This is a genomic window from Streptomyces sp. NPDC057002, assembly GCF_042673825.1.
GTDB lineage: Bacteria > Actinomycetota > Actinomycetes > Streptomycetales > Streptomycetaceae > Streptomyces.
In genome coordinates this window covers 739,394-756,373 of record NZ_JBHURZ010000002.1, presented here as the reverse complement: position 1 = coordinate 756,373, position 16,980 = coordinate 739,394, and the positions used below count along the sequence as shown (strand labels likewise).

Sequence of the window (16,980 nt, the reverse complement as noted above, 5' to 3'; positions counted from 1 at the left end):
GATCCGGTCCCGGAGATCAGCTGCTCTCGTCCGGGGCCACAGCGGTGGGACCCCCGGGGCCGGCGCGGAGCATGGCCTTGTAGAGGGCGTCGTGCTCGGGCGAGTCGGGCAGTGCGCCGCGGGCAGGGGCCTCCAGGGACTGGATCAGCAGGGCGACGACACGGCGCCAGGCGTCGGGCGCCGCCTCGCCGGTGGCGTTGACGACACCGGCGTTGGCCATGTGGATCAGCACCAGGTCCGAGGGGTCGAAGTCCTCTCGCAGCCGCCCGGCGGCCTTGGCACGGCCGATGAGCTCGACCATGGACGTGTACGCCTCGTCGCGGCGCCGCTCCAGCGCCTTGGCGGTGGGGAAGGTCATGGTCAGGACGTCGGCGAAGCCGAAGTCGGCGGCCTGCATCGCGCAGGCCTGCTCGATGTAGCCGACGAACCCGTTCCAGGGGTCGGGGTCCTCCAGGGCGACCGCGACCGCGTCGGCATAAGCGTCCATGCGGTCGGAGAAGACCGCGGCGACCAGCTCCTCCTTCGTCGGGAAGCGCCGGAACATCGTGGCGATCCCGACCCCCGCCTCACGGGCCACGGACGCCATGGAGGCGTTCAGGCCGTCCCGCGCGAACACCAGGCGCGCGGCGGCGATGATCCGCTCCCGGTTGCGCTCGGCGTCGCTGCGCAGCGGCTGCGCGGCGGGGCCATCGGATTGCTGGTCGCGGCGGGTCATACCGGCCAGTCTAGCTACCGGTATGGCCTATCCATTTGGGGCCCGCAGCGCGGCTTCCAGGCACGCAGCACGGCTCCTGGGCACGCAGCGCCGCCGGGGCGTCCGGCACGGGTGCCTGCCCGGTGAGGTTCTCCGGGCGCAGGATCGTCTCCAGTTCTCCGGCGGTGAGCAGACCCGCCTCCGCGGCCAGCTCCTTGACGCCCCGGCCCGTGGCGAGGGCCTGGCCCGCCAGCGTGGTGGCGGCGGCGTAGCCGATGTGCGGGGCGAGGGCGGTCACGAGACCGATGGAGCGGTGGACCGTGCCGCGGAGGTGTTCGCGGTTGGCGGTGATGCCCGGGACGCAGCGGACGGCGAGCGCGTCGCAGGCGGCCCGCAGATGGGTCAGGGAGCGCAGCAGGCTGTAGGCGATGACGGGTTCGAACGCGTTGAGCTGGAGCTGTCCGGCCTCGGCGGCCATGGTGACGGTCAGGTCGTTGCCGATGACCTCGAAGGCGACCTGGTTGACGACCTCGGGGATCACCGGGTTGACCTTGCCGGGCATGATGGACGAACCGGCCTGCACCGGCGGCAGGTTGATCTCGCCGAGTCCGGCCGTGGGGCCTGAGGACATCAGCCGCAGGTCGTTGCACGTCTTGGAGAGCTTCACCGCGACGCGCTTGAGGACGCCGGAGAGCTGGACGAAGGCACCGCAGTCCTGGGTGGCTTCGATGAAGTCGCCCGCGGGCCGGACGGGTTCGCCGCTGATGTCGGCGAGATACGCGCAGGCGAGTTCGGCGTAGCGGGGGTGGCCGTTGATGCCGGTGCCGATCGCGGTGCCGCCGAGGTGGGACTCCAGCAGCAGGGCGGCGGCCTCGGCGAGCCGTTGGCGGTCCTCCTCGATCATGACGGCGTAGGTGGTGAACTCCTGACCGAGCGTCATGGGGACCGCGTCCTGGAGCTGGGTGCGGCCCATCTTCAGTACGTCGCCGAAGTCCGTCGCCTTGCCGGTGAAGGCCGTGGCCAGCGCCGCGAGGGAGTCACCGAGCCGGCGCAGTGAGGCGACCAGAGCGAGACGTACGGCGGTGGGGTAGACGTCGTTGGTGCTCTGCCCGAGATTGACGTGGTCGAGCGGGTGGATCACGTCGTAGCGGCCGCGCGGGTGGCCGAGGATCTCCAGGGCCCGGTTGGCGATGACCTCGTTGGCGTTCATGTTCGTCGACGTGCCGGCCCCGCCCTGGACGGGGTCGACGACGAACTGCTCGACGAGCCGTCCGGATCCGATCTCCTGGCACGCACTGATGATCGCCCCGGCGATGTCCGGCGGCAGCAGGCCGAGATCACGGTTGGCCTGCGCGGCGGCCTGCTTGACGGCGGCCAGTGCGGCGATCAGGTCGGGGAAGCGGGCGATGGTCGATCCGGTGATCGCGAAGTTCTCCACGGCCCGCACGGTGTGCACGCCGTAGTAGGCGTCGGCGGGGACCTCCTTGTCTCCGACCAGGTCGTGCTCGATGCGTGTGCTCCGCGGCATCCGATGCTCCTCGTCCTTGCGGGCCCCTTGACAGGCCCCCGCTTCCGGGCCAGTGTTACCCGCCAAAACGCAGAACGCAATATATTGCATGCGGCAGGAGGTCCCATGGACACCGCTCACCCCCGTCCCACCAGCACAGACACCCCACCGACCCGGCGCACTGGGTTCTGGCGGCGCTGTCTGAAGATGCCGATCGGCGTTCAGTCGATCATCGCCGTCGGCCTCGGAGCCCTCGTCGGAACCCTCGCCCCATCGGCCGGCGAGCAGATGAAGATCCTCGGGGAGGTGTTCCTGAACCTGGTGCAGGTCGTGGTCCTGCCGCTGGTCTTCCCGCTCATCGTGCTGGGCATCGCCCGCATGGAGTCGGTCAAGAAGGTCGGCCGGATCGCCGGCAAGGCCATCCTCTATTTCGAGATCGTCACGACCGTCATCCTGCTGATCGCGGTCGGCCTGGCGAAGTTCACGGGCATCGGCAAGGGCGCCCCCGTCCAGGGGGCCGACGCCAAAGACCTGGACGGCATGAGCCAGGGCATCGACTTCCACGAACTGGTCCTGCACGCCTTCCCGAAGAACATCTTCGAAGCGTTCGGCGAGGGCAATCTGCTGGGCGCGATCGTCTTCGCCCTGCTCGTGGGCGTCGCCATGGCCGCGATCGGGGAGAAGTCCGAGCCCTTCGCCGACGTCCTGGAGTCCGTCGCCTCGGTGATGTTCAAGGTCGTCGGCTATGTCATCCGCATCGCACCCCTGGGCGTCCTCGGGTTCATCTCCTACGACGTCGCCCACTACGGCTTCGGCAATCTGCGCAGTCTGATGGGCTTCATCGCCGTGGTCTACGCGGGCCTGGCCATCGTCATCGGCGTGCTGTTCCCGCTGATCGCCGCGTTCTACCGCATCCGCTACGTCGCGCTGATGAAGTCGATCGCCGGGCTGGCCGGGATCGCCTTCGTGACCCGCAGTTCCGAATCGGTGCTGGCCCCGCTGATGGGCAAGCTCGAGGCGTTCGGCCTCAGCCGGTCGACGACCTCGTTCGTCGTCCCCCTCGGGTACTCCTTCAACACCGACGGCTCGGTCCTCTACCAGGCCGCCGCCCTGGTCTTCCTCGCCAACGCCTACGGCGCCGACACCTCGCTGCCCGCCCTGCTCCTCATGGTCGGCGTGCTGGTGATCCTCTCCAAGGGCATGGCCGGTGTCGCCTCCGCCTCCATCGTCGTGCTCATCGCGGCCGGCAACTCCATCGGCCTGCCCGCCGAAGGCATCGCCCTGCTCCTCGGCGTCGACTTCATCGTGGACATGGCCCGCACCGGCGTGAACGTCATCGGCAACTCACTCGCCGCCGCCGTGGTCGACAGCTCCGAGAAACGGCGCGAGGCCAAGCGCGGCGCCGACGACCTCCCCCGCACCCCCGCCGAGACCGAGGCCACGGCCCTCCAGAAGGAACCCGTCCAGTGACCACCGCCCCCTCGGAGATCATCGGCATCCTCGGCGGCATGGGCCCGGCCGCCACCGCCGACTTCTACGCCAAGCTGGTGTCGATGACGCCGGGCAGCAGCGACCAGGACCACCTCAGGACGGTCATCTGGTCCGACCCCACCATCCCGGACCGCACCGCGGCCCTGATCGGCGACGGTCCCGACCCGACCCCCTGGCTCCTGCACGGCGGGCGGGTCCTGCGCGAGGCGGGCGCCACCGTCATCGCCATCCCCTGCAACACCGCGCACGCGTTCGTCCCCCGCATCGCCGGCCATGTGGGCCTGCCCATCGTCCATATGATCGGCGAGGTCGCCCGTCACCTGTCCGCCCTGCGGCCCCATGTGCACACCGCCGGACTGCTCGCCACGACCGGAACCGTCCGTGCCGGCCTCTATCAGGAGTGGCTGGACCGCTTCGGCATCAGCCTCGTGCTGCCCGGGCCCGACAGCCAGCGGGACGAGGTCATGGCCGCCATCCAGGCGGTGAAGGCCGGGCGGCGGGACGCCACGGCCACCGAGCCGCTGGTGCGAGCCGCGCACGGACTCACGGCGCGGGGAGCGCAAGTGATCATCGCGGGCTGCACGGAGATCCCTCTCGGGCTGTCCGCCGGAACGGTCGAGGTCCCCCTCGTCGACCCGGCCGTCGTCCTGGCTCAGGCCCTGGTCCGCCGGATACGCACGACATGAGGACGAGGGCGGGTGAACGGGAATGCCGCGCAGCGATCGATGTACTGTACGCAATATGTCACTCGACAGCCCTGTCTCCCGCCGTCTCCTCAGCGACGAGGTCTTCCACCGGCTGCGCGACTCCATCGTGCGCGGAGAACTCGCCCCCGGGGAAAAGGTCAAGGACGGCGAACTCGCCGAGCGTCTCGGTCTCAGCCGCACCCCGGTGCGCGAGGCGCTCGCCCGGCTCGCCGACATCGGTCTGGTCGAGGCCAAGCCCGGCGTCTACACCCGGATCACCACCCTCAACCGCCGCGACGTCGAGAAGACCCTCGCCGTGCTGCGCTCCCTCGACCAGCTCGCCATCGAGACGGCCGTGCCGGTCATGACCGAGCAGGACCGGCAGCTCATGCGACAGGCCAACCGGGATTTCGAACGGGCCGTCGCCGCCAACGACACCGACGCCGCCCTCGCAGCCGACGACCGCTTCCACGCCGTCCCGATCGAGGCGGCGGACAACCCCGTCCTCAGCCGGATCGTCGAGCAGCTCCACCCGCAGATCCACCGCATCCTCTACCGCAAGTTCTCCACGCTCCTCGGCGGCCGCAACACCATCGAGCACCACGACCAGCTGGTCGACGTGTGCGCCGGCGGTGACGCCCGCGCGGCCGCCGAACTGTCCGGACAGCACTGGTCGGAGCTCGGCGGCCACATCAACCGGCTCTTCGACACCAACCAGTTCACGGAAGCCGCGCCCGCCTGACCTAGCGGCTGCCGCCGTGGATGTCGTGTTCAGCCCCTGGGTCAGCGGATGGTCGTGCCGTCGGGCCGGTCGAGCAGGCCGAGTTCGTCCTGTGTCGGCAGTCCTTCCCAGTCGCCCCGGGTGGCGACGGCGAAGGCCGCGGTGGTGACGGCCCGGTGCAGACGGGCGGGGAGGTCCGCGCCGTCGAGGAGTCCAGAGAGGTATCCGGCCACGAAGGCGTCGCCCGCGCCGACCAGATCGACGGCGTCGACCCGGCGAGCGGCGCGGTCGGTCGCCCCTTCGGCGGTGAATCCGGTCGCGCCGCGTGCGCCACGTTTGACGACCACCTCGCCGACACCCGCGGACAGAAGGCCGCGCACGGCCTCCGACTCGGCCGCGGGGGGCCGTTCCAGCACCAGCGGCAGCTCGTCCTCGGAGGCTATGAGCAGGTCGGTGTGGGCCAGCAGCGGCCTGAGGGCAGCGCGGGCCCGGTCGTGGGACCACAGCCGGGAGCGGTAGTTGACGTCGAGGCAGACGGTGATGCCGGCGTCTCGGGCGGCCGCGGCGGCGGCCTGGACCGCCTCGGCAGCCGACGGGCCGAGCGCCGGGGTGATGCCGGTCAGATGCAGGACCCGGGATCCGGCGGCCAGTGCGGGCAGGACGTCGGCCGGTGAGACGGCCGAACCCGCCGAACCGGCGCGGTAGTAACTGACCCGTGTGAGCGTGCCCAGGCGGGGCTCGGTCAGCAGCAGTCCGGTGGGCCGGCCCGAGTCGTCGACGGACGCGTGGCCGGTGTCGATGCCCTCGGCGCGGAGCGTACGCAGCACCAGTGCGCCTAGTTCGTCCGCACCGACCCGGCCGGCCCAGCGCACCCGGTGGCCGAGCCGGGCTAGGCCGATGGCGACGTTCGATTCGGCTCCCGCCACGGACAGTCCGAGGCTGCCGCCCAGCCGCAGCGCGCCCTGGGCCCGGAGCGCCGCCATCGTCTCGCCGAAGGTCACCACGTCCGGTGCGGCCGCTGCCGTCACGGCCCCTCCCCCGCGACCACCTTGCGGAACTCGGCCGCGCGGGCGCGCAGTTGCCCTACGTCACCGCCGTCGGCCGCGTCCCCGACGAGCGGTGAGCCGACGCCGACGGCGAGGGCGCCCCGGTCCAGGTACGCACGGGCGGCCGACGCGTCCACTCCCCCGACCGGGACGAAGGGCACCTCGGGGAACGGGTCGCGCAGGGCCCGCAGATAGCCCGGTCCGCCGAGGGAGCCGGGGAAGAGCTTGATCGCGTCGGCTCCCCGTGCGAGGGCGGCCTCGATCTCGCTCGGGGTCAGGGCGCCCATCAGCACGGGTACGCCGTACGCCGCCAGCCCGTCGACCAGTGCCGGGGTGACGAGGTAGGAGGCACCGGCGTCGACGGCGCGGGCGGCGTCCGCCGCCGAGCGCACGGTGCCCGCGCCGAGCAGGGCGTCGGGGCCGAGGTCGGTGCGCGCCTGCCTGATCACGTTCAGGGCGTCGGCGGTGGTCAGTGAGACCTCGACGGCGGCGACGCCTTCCTCGGCGAGGGTGCGTACGGTGCGCAGGGCCGCGGCGGGATCCTTGCCGCGGACGATCGCCAGCAGGCGGTGGGCTCGGAGCGATTCCACCAGGTTCATGGGAGCGGGCTCTCCTTGTGCGTGGGGTGCGTGCGGCGCGACGGAGTCGACGGTGTCACCACTCGGTGAACGCCCCGTCGGCGCCCCGCCATACGGGGTTGCGCCAGCGGTGCCCGGTCTCGGCGGCGCGGCGTACGGCCTTCTCGTCGATCTCGACACCGAGACCGGGGCGGGATCCCCGGGCGGCGTAGCCGTTCTCGAAGCGGAAGGGTTCGGGGTCCATCACGTACTCCAGCAGGTCGCACTGCTGGTTGTAGTGGATGCCCATGCTCTGTTCCTGGATGAGGAAGTTCGGCACGGAGAAGGCGATCTGCAGGCTGGCGGCCAGGGCGATCGGGCCGAGGGGGCAGTGGGGCGCCATGGCGACGTCGTGCGTCTCGGCCATGGCCGCGATGCGGCGGACCTCGGAGATGCCGCCGGCGTGCGACAGGTCGGGCTGGGCGACGGCGATGCCGCCGGCCAGTACCTCGCGGAAGTCCCACCGGGAGTAGAGGCGTTCACCGGTCGCGAGCGGGATGCTCGTCGACTCGACCAGGCTGCGCAGGTGGCCCGAGTGTTCGGGCAGGACGGGTTCCTCGACGAACAGGGGGTGCAGTGGTTCGAGGAGGGGCAGCAGGCGGCGCGACATGGCGGTGGAGACGCGGCCGTGGAAGTCGACGGCGATGTCCCGCTCGTCGCCGAGCACCTCGCGGACGGCCGCGACGCGTTCGACGACCTCGGCGGTGCGTGCCGGTGTGTCGATCGGGGCGAGTTCGGCCGAGGCGTTCATCTTCACGGCGGTGAAGCCCGCCTTCATCTGCTCCTCGGCGAGTTCCGCCACGTCGCTCGGCCGGTCGCCGCCGATCCAGGCGTACATCCGGACGCGGTCCCGCACGGGGCCGCCGAGGAGGCGGTGTACGGGTGCCCCGTAGGTCTTGCCGGCGATGTCCCACAGTGCCTGGTCGATGCCGGCGACGGCGCTGGAGAGGATGGGGCCGCCGCGGTAGAAGCCGCCTTTGGTGAGGACCTGCCAGTGGTCCTCGATGCGCAGCGGGTCGCGGCCGACGAGATAGTCGGCCAGTTCGTGGACGGCGGCGCGCACGGTGTCGGCGCGTCCCTCGACCACGGGCTCTCCCCAGCCGGTGATGCCCTCGTCGGTGGCGATGCGCAGGAACAGCCAGCGCGGGGCCACCAGGAACGTCTCAAGTCCGGTTATCTTCAACGAGTTTCCTTAGACGGCGTGTCGTTCGCGAGGTCGTCGCGGTCTTCACCGGCCCGTACGGCCGCCAGGTCGTCGGAGGCCTGGGCCAGGAGGGACGCGACGGCGGCCACGGCGGCGTCCGGGTCGCCCGCCTCGACCGCGTCCAGCAGTTCCTGGTGCACGGGTATGGAGTCGGAGAAGTGCCGGGCGCCGTGCACGATCCGGTCGCGGACGCGCAGACCGGCCTCGATGACGACCTCCATGCGGCTCAGCAGTTCGTTGTGGGCGGCGTCCAGCAGGGCGCGGTGGAAGGCCAGGTCCGCCTCGACCATGGCCTCCGCGTCCGTCCCCGCCGCGGCCATGGCCTCGATCGCCTGTCGCATCGCGTCCAGGTCGGACGGTGTGCGGCGGGTCGCGGCGAGCCGGGCTCCGGCGGGCTCGACTATCGCCCGCACCTCGGCGAGGTCCTCCAGGAAGCCGTCGGTCGGGGCGCTGCTGCCCTGCCAGCGCAGCAGGTCGCTGTCGAGCAGGTTCCAGTCGGCCCGGGGCCGGATGGTCGTACCGCGCTTCTGCTTCGACTCGAGCAGGCCCTTGGACGCCAGCACGCGCATCGCCTCGCGGACCACGGTCTTGCTGACCCCGAGCTCCGTCTCGAACCTGACCGGGTCCACCACGGAGCCCGGTGGGTAGTCGCCGCGGATGATGCGCCGGCCCAGCTCCTCCACGGCCTGGCCGTGCAGCCCCTTTCCGGGATGGGTCACCACGTTCTCCGTTTCCGCTCCGGTCCTGGTCGCTGATGGCGCGCACGGTGGGCGCCGCTCACGAGGACTCCTTCATGACGCTCCATCCTCCATCGACCACGAGGCTCGCACCGGTCACATAGGAGGCGTCCGGCGACGCCAGGAAGGCGACCGCGGCGGCCACCTCCTCCGGCTGCCCGAACCGCTTGGCCGCCGTGGCCGCCACACTGCGCGCCCGGTCGGGCTCCGGGATCCCCTCCCAGGCGGAGGTGAGGATGGGGCCGGGCAGCACGGTGTTGACCCGGATCTCCGGTCCGTACTCGACGGCCAGTTGACGCCCCAGCGAGCACAGGGCGCCCTTGGCCGCGGCGTAGGCGGCGTGGCCCGGCAGGCCGATGACCGCGTGCACCGAGGAGGTGAGGACGACCGACCCCGCCGTCTCCCGCAGCAGTGCCGCGAAGGTCTTCATCCCCCGCCAGGCCGGTTTGAGCAGCACGGCCATCTGGCCGTCCCACTCGGCCTCGCTCAGTTCGTGCGCGGGCTTGTTCAGCTGGGCGAAGGCGTTGCTGTGCAGCACGTCGAGGCGTCCGTGGCGCTCCTGGACATGGCGGCCCAGGTGCTCCCAGTCGGCGGCCGAGGTCACGTCGCAGCGCAGGTACTCCGCGCGTCCCCCGCCGGCCTCGATGTCCGCCACGACCGTCTTGCCCGCGGTGTCGTCCACGTCCGTGACCACGACCGTCGCGCCCTCGGCCGCGAGTCTGCGCGCCGTGGCCGCGCCGATCCCGTGCGCCGCGCCGGTGATCACCGCCACGCGCCCCGCCATCCTGTGGCATTCCGTCATCGTGCGCCTCTCCCCTCCGCTGCCCGCACCCATGTGGCCTACGTTCATTCTAGCTGTTTCAATTAATAATGAATATATCTTGACGGGGTGGTGAGGACGCTCCGAGACTGACCGCCATGCGACAGCCAGACTCAGTACCGACCGACGCCCGGCGGCACCTGCGCCCGGCCGGAATCGCCTTCGGCGGCGACTACAACCCCGAGCAGTGGCCCGAGGAGGTGTGGGCCGAGGACATGGCGCTGATGAAGGAAGCCGGCGTCTCCCTGGTGACGGCCGGGATCTTCTCCTGGGCCAAGGTGGAGCCGAGGCCCGGTGAGTACGACTTCGACTGGTTCGACCGGGTGATGGACAACCTCGCAGGGGCGGGTGTGGCCGTCTGCCTGGCCACCATGACGGCGTCCCCGCCCCCGTGGCTGTCCCGTCTGCACCCGGAGATCCTCCCCGAGACCGCCGACGGCCGGCGCCTGTGGCCCGGCGGACGCCAGCACTACTGTCCCTCCAGCCGCGTCTACCGCGAACACGCCGTGCGCCTGGTCGAGCGGCTGGCCACCCGGTACGCCGACCACCCCGCGCTGGAGCTGTGGCACATCGGCAACGAGTACGGCTGCCACACCCCGATGTGCTGGTGCGACGAATCGGCGGCCGACTTCCGGCGCTGGCTGTCCGAACGGTACGGCGACGTCGAGGCGCTCAACGACGCCTGGTCGACGGCCTTCTGGGCCCAGCGCTACGACAGCTTCGACGAGGTGCTGCCCCCGCGGCTCGCGCCGACCTTCCCCAACCCCGCCCAGCAGCTGGACTTCGCCAGGTTCTCCGACGACGCGCTGCTTCGGTGCTACCTGGCGGAGAAGGACGTCCTGCGGCGGATCACCCCGGACGTGCCCGTCACGACGAACTTCATCGGGGTGCACAAGCCCGTCGACGCCTTCCGCTGGGCCGCCCACGAGGACGTCGTCTCGGTCGACGTCTACCAGGACCCGCACGACGAGAACACGCATGTCTCGGCGGGTTTCATCTTCGACGTCACCCGGTCCGCCCGCGCCGGTCAGCCGTGGATGCTGCTGGAGCAGGCCCCCAGCGCCGTGAACTGGCGGGACCGCAACGGGCCCAAGCCGCCGGGGCGGATGCGGCTGTGGAGCTGGCAGGCGGTCGCCCAGGGCGCGGACGCGGTGCTGTACTTCCAGTGGCGGCAGTCCCGGGGCGGCGCCGAGAAGTACCACTCGGCGATGGTCCCGCACGGCGGCACCGGCACCCGAACCTTCCGCGAAGTGAGCGAGCTGGGGCGCGAGTTGGCGTCCGTGCCGAGTATCGCCGGCACCCGGTCCACCGCCGATGCCGCCCTCGTGCTGGACTGGAACAGCTGGTGGGCGCTGGAGCTGGACTCGCACCCGTCCACCGCGCTGGACCAGATGGAAATCACGCTCGCCCACTACCGGCCGCTGTTCGAAGCCGGAATCTCCTGCGATGTCGTACCCCCCGACCGGGACCTCTCCGGCTACCGCCTCGTCGTCGTGCCCAGCCTTTACCTGCTGAAGCAGCCGGACGCCGAGCGCCTCACAGAGTTCGTCCGGGGCGGCGGCCGGCTGCTGGTGTCGTTCTTCTCCGGCATTGTCGACGACTGCGACCGGGTGCACCTGGGCGGGTACCCCGCACCGCTGCGCGAGGTGCTGGGCCTGCGTGTCGAGGAGTTCTGGCCGCTGGCGGAGCGGGAGACGGTCGACGTCCGGCACTCGGACGGCAGCGTCAGCCGCGCCGACCTGTGGTCCGAAGCCGTCGTGCCGGAAGGGGCACGGTCGGTCGCCGACTTCGGCTCCGGGCCGCTGTCCGGTCAGCCGGCCGTCACCCGTCACTCCTTCGGGGAGGGAGACGCCTGGTACGTCGCGACCCGGCTGGCACCGGAGGCCATGCGGGCCCTGACGGAGGAGGTGTGCCGGACGGCGTCCGTCCGGCCCGTGCTTCCGGGACTTCCCGAGCAGGTCCAGGCGACCGTGCGCGAAGGCGACGGCGGACGGTTCGTCTTCCTGCTGAACCACGGCCCGGAAGGGGTGGAGATCAGGCTCCCGGAGCCGATGACCGATGCCCTGGGCCAAGGGGCCGCTCCCGCCGACCGCCTCACGCTGCCGGCAGCCGGAGTGGCCGTACTGGTCGAGCCGTAGACAACCGAGCTCCGGACAGGGGACGTATATGAACAGCTCACCACCCTCGCGGAGGTCTGTGCTCGGATGGGGTGCCGGGGCACTCGCCGCGCTCCCGGCCCTCAGCGCCTGCGGCCAGACCGTCGGAGCCGCCCGCACGACCCGGCAGGAACCCGCCCGGCCCGGCCGGCCGGTGAAGCTGGTCTTCTGGACGTGGGTGCCGATGCGGAAGACGGTCGACCTGTGGAACCGGACGCACCCCGGCATCCACGTCGAGTTGCAGAACATCCCCGCCAACACCCAGGGCGGCTACCAGAAGATGCACTCCTCGCTGGCGGCCGGCAACCCGCCGGACCTGGCGCAGGTCGAATATCACGAGCTGCCCGGCTTCATGCTGGTCAACGGCCTGACGGACCTGAGCGCATACGGTGCCGACGAGCTGCGCGAGAGCTATGTGCCGTGGCAGTGGAACCAGGGTGTCTTCGGAGGGCGGGTCCGTACGATCCCGCAGGCCTCGGGCCCGATGGGGCTCTTCTACCGCCGGGACCTCTTCGAGAAGTGGGGCATCCGGGCGCCCGGCACCTGGGCCGAGTTCGAGCGGGCCGCCCGCGTCGTCAAGGAACGCGGTGGCGGTGCCCGGCTGTGCACGTTCGCGCCCAACCAGCCCACCTGGTTCGCCGCGATGTGCTGGCAGCGGGGTGCGCGGTGGGTGCGCACCCAGGGCGATGCCTGGGTCGTCGACATGGACGGCGGCCTGTCGCGTGAGGTCGCCGACTACTGGGAGAGGCTGGTCCGCGACGACCTCGTCTTCGTCGGACCCGACATGTCCAGCGCCTGGTACCGGCAGGTCCAGACCGGACAGATCGCCGCCTGGGTCGGACCGCAGTGGGGCGACGCCCTGCTGCGCGGCAACGCGCCGGGCACCGAGGGGAAGTGGCGGGTCGCCCCGCTTCCCCAGTGGACCGCCGGCGACAACGCCTCCGCCAACTGGGGCGGATCCTCCACCGCCGTCCTCCAGGGCAGCCGCCACCCGCGTGAGGCGCTGCGGTTCGCGCACTGGCTCAACACCGACCCCCGGGCCGTCGATCTGAACATCTCGGTGGGCTACGGCTGGCCCGCCGCCACGGGCGTCTTCCGCGGATCGGCACTCGACAAGCCCGACCCGTTCTTCGGCGGACAGCGGTACAACGACGTGTTCACCGCCTCCGACCGGGCCATCGACACCTCCTGGAAGTGGTCCCCCACCACGGACGCCGACTTCTCCAGGCTCGGGGACGCCTTCGGCGCAGCCATGGCCTCGGACGGCACGCTCGCCTCGTCGCTCGCCGACGCGCAGCGAAGTTCCGTGGACAACCTGCGAGCCAAGGGCCTGAAGGCGAGGAGCGCGCGATGAGCACCGCGACCACCAGGACGCGGACTTCCGCGCCGCTCAGCAGTACGAAGGAGTCCGCACCGCGCGGCCGGCGGTCCGCCCGCCCGGACCGGGCGGCATGGGGGTTCGTCCTCCCCTTCGTCGCCCTCTTCCTGTTCTCCTTCGTCCTTCCGCTCGGCTACGCCGTCTACCAGAGCCTGCTCAAGCCGGTCCGCTCCGGCCCGCTGGGCCTCGGACCGGCCACCGTCGGCTTCGCCGGGCTGGACAACTACGCCCTCGCGTTGCAGCAGTCGGCGTTCCTGGAGAGCTTCGCGCGGGTGCTGCTCTTCGGCCTCGTGCAGATCCCTGTGATGCTGCTGCTGTCCACCGCGCTGGCGTTGGCACTCGACACCGTCTCCCACCGCTGGGCGGGCGTCCTGCGTGCCGCCTACTTCCTGCCGTACGGCGTGCCCGGCGTCATCGCCTCGATCCTTTGGGGGTTCCTCTACGTACCGGGCGTCAGCCCGATCGTCGACCTGCTCGGCAGGATCGGCCTCGCCCCCGACTTCCTCGGCTACGACAGCGTGCTGTGGTCCATCGCCAACATCGTGATCTGGGAGTTCGCCGGCTACAACATGCTGGTGATCGTCGCCCAGCTGAAGGCGATCCCGCAGGAGCTCTACGAGGCCGCGCGCATCGACGGGGCCGGTGCCTGGCAGACGGCGATCCGGATCAAGCTGCCACTGGCCCGGCCCGCCCTCGTCCTCACCGGTGTCTTCTCCATCATCGGCACGCTTCAACTGTTCGCCGAGCCCCTGGTCATCAAGCCGCTGACATCGACGGTCACCAGCTCGTACACACCGAACCTGAGCGCCTACAACGAGGCGTTCGCCAACAACAACATCTACCTCGCCGCGGCCGAGTCGGTGATCCTCGCCCTCGTCGCGAGCGTGCTGTCCTTCGGCTTCCTCAGTCTGGTGAACCGCGGGAAGGGAAGGGATGCACGGTGAGCGTGTCCACACCGCACGTCAAGAAGCCGGCGGCCTCACGCATTCTGCTGGTCGCGCTGCTGTCCGTCGCTGCGCTCTACTTCCTGCTGCCCGTCTACTGGCTGCTGGTGGCCTCCACCAAGAGCAGTGCCGGCCTCTTCGGCACCTTCGGGCTGTGGTTCTCCGATCCGCGGTGGCTGCACAACATGGCGAACGTCTTCTCCTACGGCGACGGCATGTTCTGGAGCTGGACCGCGAACAGCCTCCTGTACGCCGGAGTCGGCGGTGCGCTGGCCACGCTGCTCGCGTGTGCCGCCGGCTACGCCCTCGCCGTCTACCGCTTCCGCGGCCGGGAGACGGTCTTCAAGGGCGTACTCGCCGGTGTGCTGCTCCCCAGCACCACGCTCGCCCTGCCGATGTACCTGCTGTTCAGCAAGGTGGGCCTGGCCGACTCGTACTGGGCCGTGCTGATCCCCAGCATGGTCAGTCCGTTCGGGGTGTATCTGTGCCGCATCTACGCCGAGGCCGCGGTGCCCGCCGAGATGCTGGAGGCGGCACGGGTCGACGGCGCCGGCGAGTGGCGGATCTTCGGCACCCTCGTCCTGCGCACGATGACGCCCGCGCTGGTGACCGTCTTCCTCTTCCAGTTCGTCGGCATCTGGAACAACTACTTCCTGCCGCTGGTGATGCTCTCCGACGACCGGAAGTACCCCATCACCCTGGGCCTGACGACCTGGCAGTCGGCGGCCGAGCGCGATCCCGACCTCTACCAGCTCACGGTGGGCGGCGCGTTTCTCTCGATCCTCCCGCTGGCCGCCGCGATGCTCGTCCTGCAGCGCTACTGGCGGTCGGGCCTGACCCAGGGCAGCGTCAAGGGCTGAGTTTCACCCGGTCCGCGGGCCGGTCGCCTTCCGGAACGCCTCGTACACGAGCTTGGGCCGCTCCTCGCCGAAGGTGAGCAGGCCCATGACGGAGATGCCGTTGTAGGCCTGGTTGTACCCGGCCCGCTGCTTGTAGTCCTTGAGGACCCAGTAGGTGAAACCGGCGACGAACTCGCTGCGCGCGACCACCTGTGTCCAGTGGGCGGTGAAACCGGCCGCCTGCCACTCCTCCGTGCCCTCGGTGGTGCCGGGGCCGTGGTTGCCGGCCAGGGACCAGGTGCCGTTCTCGGTGATCAGGATCGGCTTGCCGGGATACTTCGCGTGCACCGCGTCCAGCGTGGGGCCGAGGTCGGCGTCCTTGCCGTAGAAGTAGCCGAAGTACTCGTTGAAGCCGATGACATCGGCGAGGTCGAAGGCCGGGTCGTTGCTGGTGCTGGACGCCCAGGTCACGGGCCGGGCGGTGAGGTCGACCGCCTTCACGGCCGCCTTGAGGTCGGCGAGCCAGGCCCGGTACACGGGAGCGCCGTCGGCGTCGATCTCGGACTCGTTCTGCAGTCCCCAGAGGATCACCGAGGGGTGGTTGTGCTGGTTCCAGGCCATGGTCAGGGCCTGGGCCCGGGCGAGGCCGTAGCGTTCGGTCTGCAGTTTCTCCTGGGCGGTGTTGAGCCACATGGTGTCGATGTCGTCCATCACCAGCACGCCGTGCTCGTCGGCCCAGTCGTAGACGTAGGGGTGGCGGTTGTAGACGCAGTTGCGGATGAAGTCGGCGCCCAGTGCCGTGATGTGGCCCAGTTCCCGGTCGTAGTCGGCGGTCGTCATGGCCCTGCCGTGTGCGGCCGTCTCCTCGTGCCAGTTGAGGCCCTTGAGGAAGAGGGGCTTGCCGTTCAACCGCAACTTGGCGTCCGCGACGGTCAGTTCGCGTACGCCGTAGACGGTGGACAGGGTGTCCACCCGCGGTCCCGAGGGCCGCTTGGCGGTCAGGGTGGCGCGGGCGGTGAGCGTGTGCGGTGAGTCCGGGCTCCATCGTGGGGCGTGAGGGACGCGGATCGACGCGCGTACGACACCGGCCGACCGGGCGGCGATCCGGGCCGGGATTTCGACGGGCCGGCCGCCGCTCTCCCGGCCGGGGTCCAGAGTGAGCCAGCCGTCGAAGGCGGAGGTCCCGTGGTTCTCGACGACCGCGCGCGCCTCGAGGCGTCCGTTCGCGCCGACCGCGAGCAGTTTGGCGATGGTGACCCGCGGAACCGCCTCGATCCAAGCCGAGCGGGTCAGGCCCGCGTAAGGCCAGTAGTCGACGGGCTTGTACGGGATCTCGTGGTCGTCGGTGACCGGCTGGGGCGGCGTGGCCGTGTAGTCGGTGTAGCTCGCCCGGCGGAAGACCCGCACGGCGATCGTCTGGCGCCTGCCGGGCCGGAGCGCCCCCGACACCGGAAGCGCGAAGGGCGAGTTGGCCCCTTCGTGCTTGCCGAGACGCACACCGTCGAGCCAGACCTCGGCGCTGTAGCCGGCGGCCAGGAAGGCCATGCGCACATGCCGGGCACGCCAGGACCCGGGCACGTCGACGGCGGTCCGGTACCAGGCGTAGCCGTCGGTGAACGCCGTGCCCTTGCCGAAGGGGGCGGTCTCCGAGCCGAATCCGGGGGTGTCCAGCAGATCCCAGGCGGACGGCACGTCGATGAGGCCCCAGGCCCGGTCGTCGAGGTCCGGGGACTGCCAGCCTTCGCCGAGTCCCTGGTTGCCGGGGTCGAAGCGGAAGCGCCACCGCCGGTCCAGGGACAGGTAGTCACGGGTGGGCTCACGGGTGCGCCAGCCGTCGAAGGCGGGGAGTACAGCGCCGTACTGGAAGACGACGTCGGTGCCGCCGACCTCGCGCACATGGGTGCCGGACGGCTCGGTGGCCGGGTGGGTGTCGAGCACCGGGCCGCCGTCCGCGGCACGGGCCGTCTGGGGCCAGGCCGGCAGGGCGACCAGGCCGGCCGCGCCGAGTGCCGTGACGACGGTGCGGCGGGTGGGGAGTCCGTGACTGGGTTCGGTCATGGCAGAAGCCTGGGGAGCCGCCACAACCCTGTCAAGGATTATTCATAAATAATGAATTGAGCCGAGGTGGCTTCCCATCGAG

The 16,980-nt window shown here is 70.8% G+C and carries 15 protein-coding genes; 7 read left to right on the top strand and 8 right to left on the bottom strand.

Features of this window, described 5'->3' with window-relative positions:
- Window positions 1-16 precede the first annotated feature (16 nt).
- Together ACFT32_RS11505 and ACFT32_RS11500 are read right to left on the bottom strand one after the other, a co-directional pair.
- Window positions 17-715: a TetR/AcrR family transcriptional regulator gene (locus ACFT32_RS11505; protein WP_382488218.1), complete on the bottom strand. Its 699-nt coding sequence runs from the start codon at window positions 713-715 to the stop codon at window positions 17-19.
- 10 nt (window positions 716-725) lie between these two features.
- Entirely contained in the window at window positions 726-2,222 is a 1,497-nt protein-coding gene (locus ACFT32_RS11500) for an aspartate ammonia-lyase (protein ID WP_382488217.1), read from the bottom strand.
- Between the two features lie 105 nt (window positions 2,223-2,327).
- On the opposite strand from ACFT32_RS11500, the gene ACFT32_RS11495 reads away from it, so the two are divergent.
- Genes ACFT32_RS11495 through ACFT32_RS11485 form a run of 3 tightly spaced genes read left to right on the top strand, consistent with a single transcriptional unit; the run spans window position 2,328 to window position 5,120 of the window.
- On the top strand, window positions 2,328-3,671 hold the full coding sequence (locus ACFT32_RS11495) for a dicarboxylate/amino acid:cation symporter (protein WP_382488216.1): 1,344 nt from the start codon (window positions 2,328-2,330) through the stop codon (window positions 3,669-3,671).
- Window positions 3,668-4,378: an aspartate/glutamate racemase family protein gene (locus ACFT32_RS11490; RefSeq protein WP_382488215.1), complete on the top strand. Its 711-nt coding sequence runs from the start codon at window positions 3,668-3,670 to the stop codon at window positions 4,376-4,378. Before ACFT32_RS11495 ends, ACFT32_RS11490 begins: the two co-directional genes overlap by 4 nt.
- Window positions 4,379-4,433: 55 nt before the next feature.
- Complete coding sequence (locus ACFT32_RS11485) at window positions 4,434-5,120, top strand: GntR family transcriptional regulator (protein WP_382488214.1); 687 nt, start codon at window positions 4,434-4,436, stop codon at window positions 5,118-5,120.
- A gap of 41 nt (window positions 5,121-5,161) precedes the next feature.
- Here the strand turns inward: ACFT32_RS11485 and ACFT32_RS11480 are convergent, their stop codons facing one another.
- Genes ACFT32_RS11480 through ACFT32_RS11460 form a run of 5 tightly spaced genes read right to left on the bottom strand, consistent with a single transcriptional unit; the run spans window position 5,162 to window position 9,505 of the window.
- Entirely contained in the window at window positions 5,162-6,082 is a 921-nt protein-coding gene (locus tag ACFT32_RS11480; protein WP_382488869.1) for a sugar kinase, read from the bottom strand.
- Window positions 6,083-6,123: 41 nt separating this feature from the next.
- Window positions 6,124-6,744, bottom strand: coding sequence for a bifunctional 4-hydroxy-2-oxoglutarate aldolase/2-dehydro-3-deoxy-phosphogluconate aldolase (locus tag ACFT32_RS11475; RefSeq protein WP_382488213.1), 621 nt, complete (start codon window positions 6,742-6,744; stop codon window positions 6,124-6,126).
- A gap of 55 nt (window positions 6,745-6,799) precedes the next feature.
- Complete coding sequence (dgoD, locus tag ACFT32_RS11470; protein WP_382488212.1) at window positions 6,800-7,945, bottom strand: galactonate dehydratase; 1,146 nt, start codon at window positions 7,943-7,945, stop codon at window positions 6,800-6,802.
- On the bottom strand, window positions 7,942-8,688 hold the full coding sequence (locus ACFT32_RS11465) for a FadR/GntR family transcriptional regulator (protein WP_382488211.1): 747 nt from the start codon (window positions 8,686-8,688) through the stop codon (window positions 7,942-7,944). The genes dgoD and ACFT32_RS11465 overlap by 4 nt, the downstream gene beginning before the upstream one ends.
- Window positions 8,689-8,743: 55 nt before the next feature.
- The gene (locus tag ACFT32_RS11460; protein WP_382488210.1) at window positions 8,744-9,505 is read right to left on the bottom strand and encodes an SDR family NAD(P)-dependent oxidoreductase; all 762 of its coding nucleotides are present in this window, start codon (window positions 9,503-9,505) and stop codon (window positions 8,744-8,746) included.
- A gap of 116 nt (window positions 9,506-9,621) precedes the next feature.
- Here ACFT32_RS11460 and ACFT32_RS11455 point away from each other — a divergent pair, with 116 nt between their 5' ends.
- The 4 genes from ACFT32_RS11455 to ACFT32_RS11440 are packed head-to-tail and all read left to right on the top strand — an operon-like array spanning window position 9,622 to window position 14,861.
- On the top strand, window positions 9,622-11,661 hold the full coding sequence (locus tag ACFT32_RS11455) for a beta-galactosidase (RefSeq protein ID WP_382488209.1): 2,040 nt from the start codon (window positions 9,622-9,624) through the stop codon (window positions 11,659-11,661).
- 28 nt (window positions 11,662-11,689) lie between these two features.
- Window positions 11,690-13,033, top strand: a complete 1,344-nt coding sequence (locus tag ACFT32_RS11450) for an ABC transporter substrate-binding protein (protein WP_382488208.1) — start codon at window positions 11,690-11,692, stop codon at window positions 13,031-13,033.
- Window positions 13,030-14,001 (top strand): carbohydrate ABC transporter permease, encoded by a 972-nt coding sequence (locus ACFT32_RS11445; protein WP_382488207.1) that lies wholly within the window; start codon window positions 13,030-13,032, stop codon window positions 13,999-14,001. The genes ACFT32_RS11450 and ACFT32_RS11445 overlap by 4 nt, the downstream gene beginning before the upstream one ends.
- The gene (locus tag ACFT32_RS11440) at window positions 13,998-14,861 is read left to right on the top strand and encodes a carbohydrate ABC transporter permease (protein ID WP_382488206.1); all 864 of its coding nucleotides are present in this window, start codon (window positions 13,998-14,000) and stop codon (window positions 14,859-14,861) included. The genes ACFT32_RS11445 and ACFT32_RS11440 overlap by 4 nt, the downstream gene beginning before the upstream one ends.
- 3 nt (window positions 14,862-14,864) lie before the next feature.
- On the opposite strand, the gene ACFT32_RS11435 is transcribed toward ACFT32_RS11440, so the two are convergent.
- Entirely contained in the window at window positions 14,865-16,898 is a 2,034-nt protein-coding gene (locus ACFT32_RS11435; RefSeq protein ID WP_382488205.1) for a glycoside hydrolase family 2 protein, read from the bottom strand.
- Between the last annotated feature and the right edge of the window lie 82 nt (window positions 16,899-16,980).

What these genes read in the sequence shown, in the direction of transcription:
- ACFT32_RS11505 (WP_382488218.1), bottom strand. Translation starts at nt 715, where the DNA reads ATGACCCGCCGCGACCAGCAATCCGATGGCCCCGCCGCGCAGCCGCTG.
- ACFT32_RS11500 (WP_382488217.1), bottom strand. Translation starts at nt 2,222, where the DNA reads ATGCCGCGGAGCACACGCATCGAGCACGACCTGGTCGGAGACAAGGAG.
- ACFT32_RS11495 (WP_382488216.1), top strand. Translation starts at nt 2,328, where the DNA reads ATGGACACCGCTCACCCCCGTCCCACCAGCACAGACACCCCACCGACC.
- ACFT32_RS11485 (WP_382488214.1), top strand. Translation starts at nt 4,434, where the DNA reads ATGTCACTCGACAGCCCTGTCTCCCGCCGTCTCCTCAGCGACGAGGTC.
- ACFT32_RS11480 (WP_382488869.1), bottom strand. Translation starts at nt 6,082, where the DNA reads ATGGCGGCGCTCCGGGCCCAGGGCGCGCTGCGGCTGGGCGGCAGCCTC.
- ACFT32_RS11475 (WP_382488213.1), bottom strand. Translation starts at nt 6,744, where the DNA reads ATGAACCTGGTGGAATCGCTCCGAGCCCACCGCCTGCTGGCGATCGTC.
- ACFT32_RS11460 (WP_382488210.1), bottom strand. Translation starts at nt 9,505, where the DNA reads ATGACGGAATGCCACAGGATGGCGGGGCGCGTGGCGGTGATCACCGGC.
- ACFT32_RS11455 (WP_382488209.1), top strand. Translation starts at nt 9,622, where the DNA reads ATGCGACAGCCAGACTCAGTACCGACCGACGCCCGGCGGCACCTGCGC.
- ACFT32_RS11450 (WP_382488208.1), top strand. Translation starts at nt 11,690, where the DNA reads ATGAACAGCTCACCACCCTCGCGGAGGTCTGTGCTCGGATGGGGTGCC.
- ACFT32_RS11445 (WP_382488207.1), top strand. Translation starts at nt 13,030, where the DNA reads ATGAGCACCGCGACCACCAGGACGCGGACTTCCGCGCCGCTCAGCAGT.
- ACFT32_RS11435 (WP_382488205.1), bottom strand. Translation starts at nt 16,898, where the DNA reads ATGACCGAACCCAGTCACGGACTCCCCACCCGCCGCACCGTCGTCACG.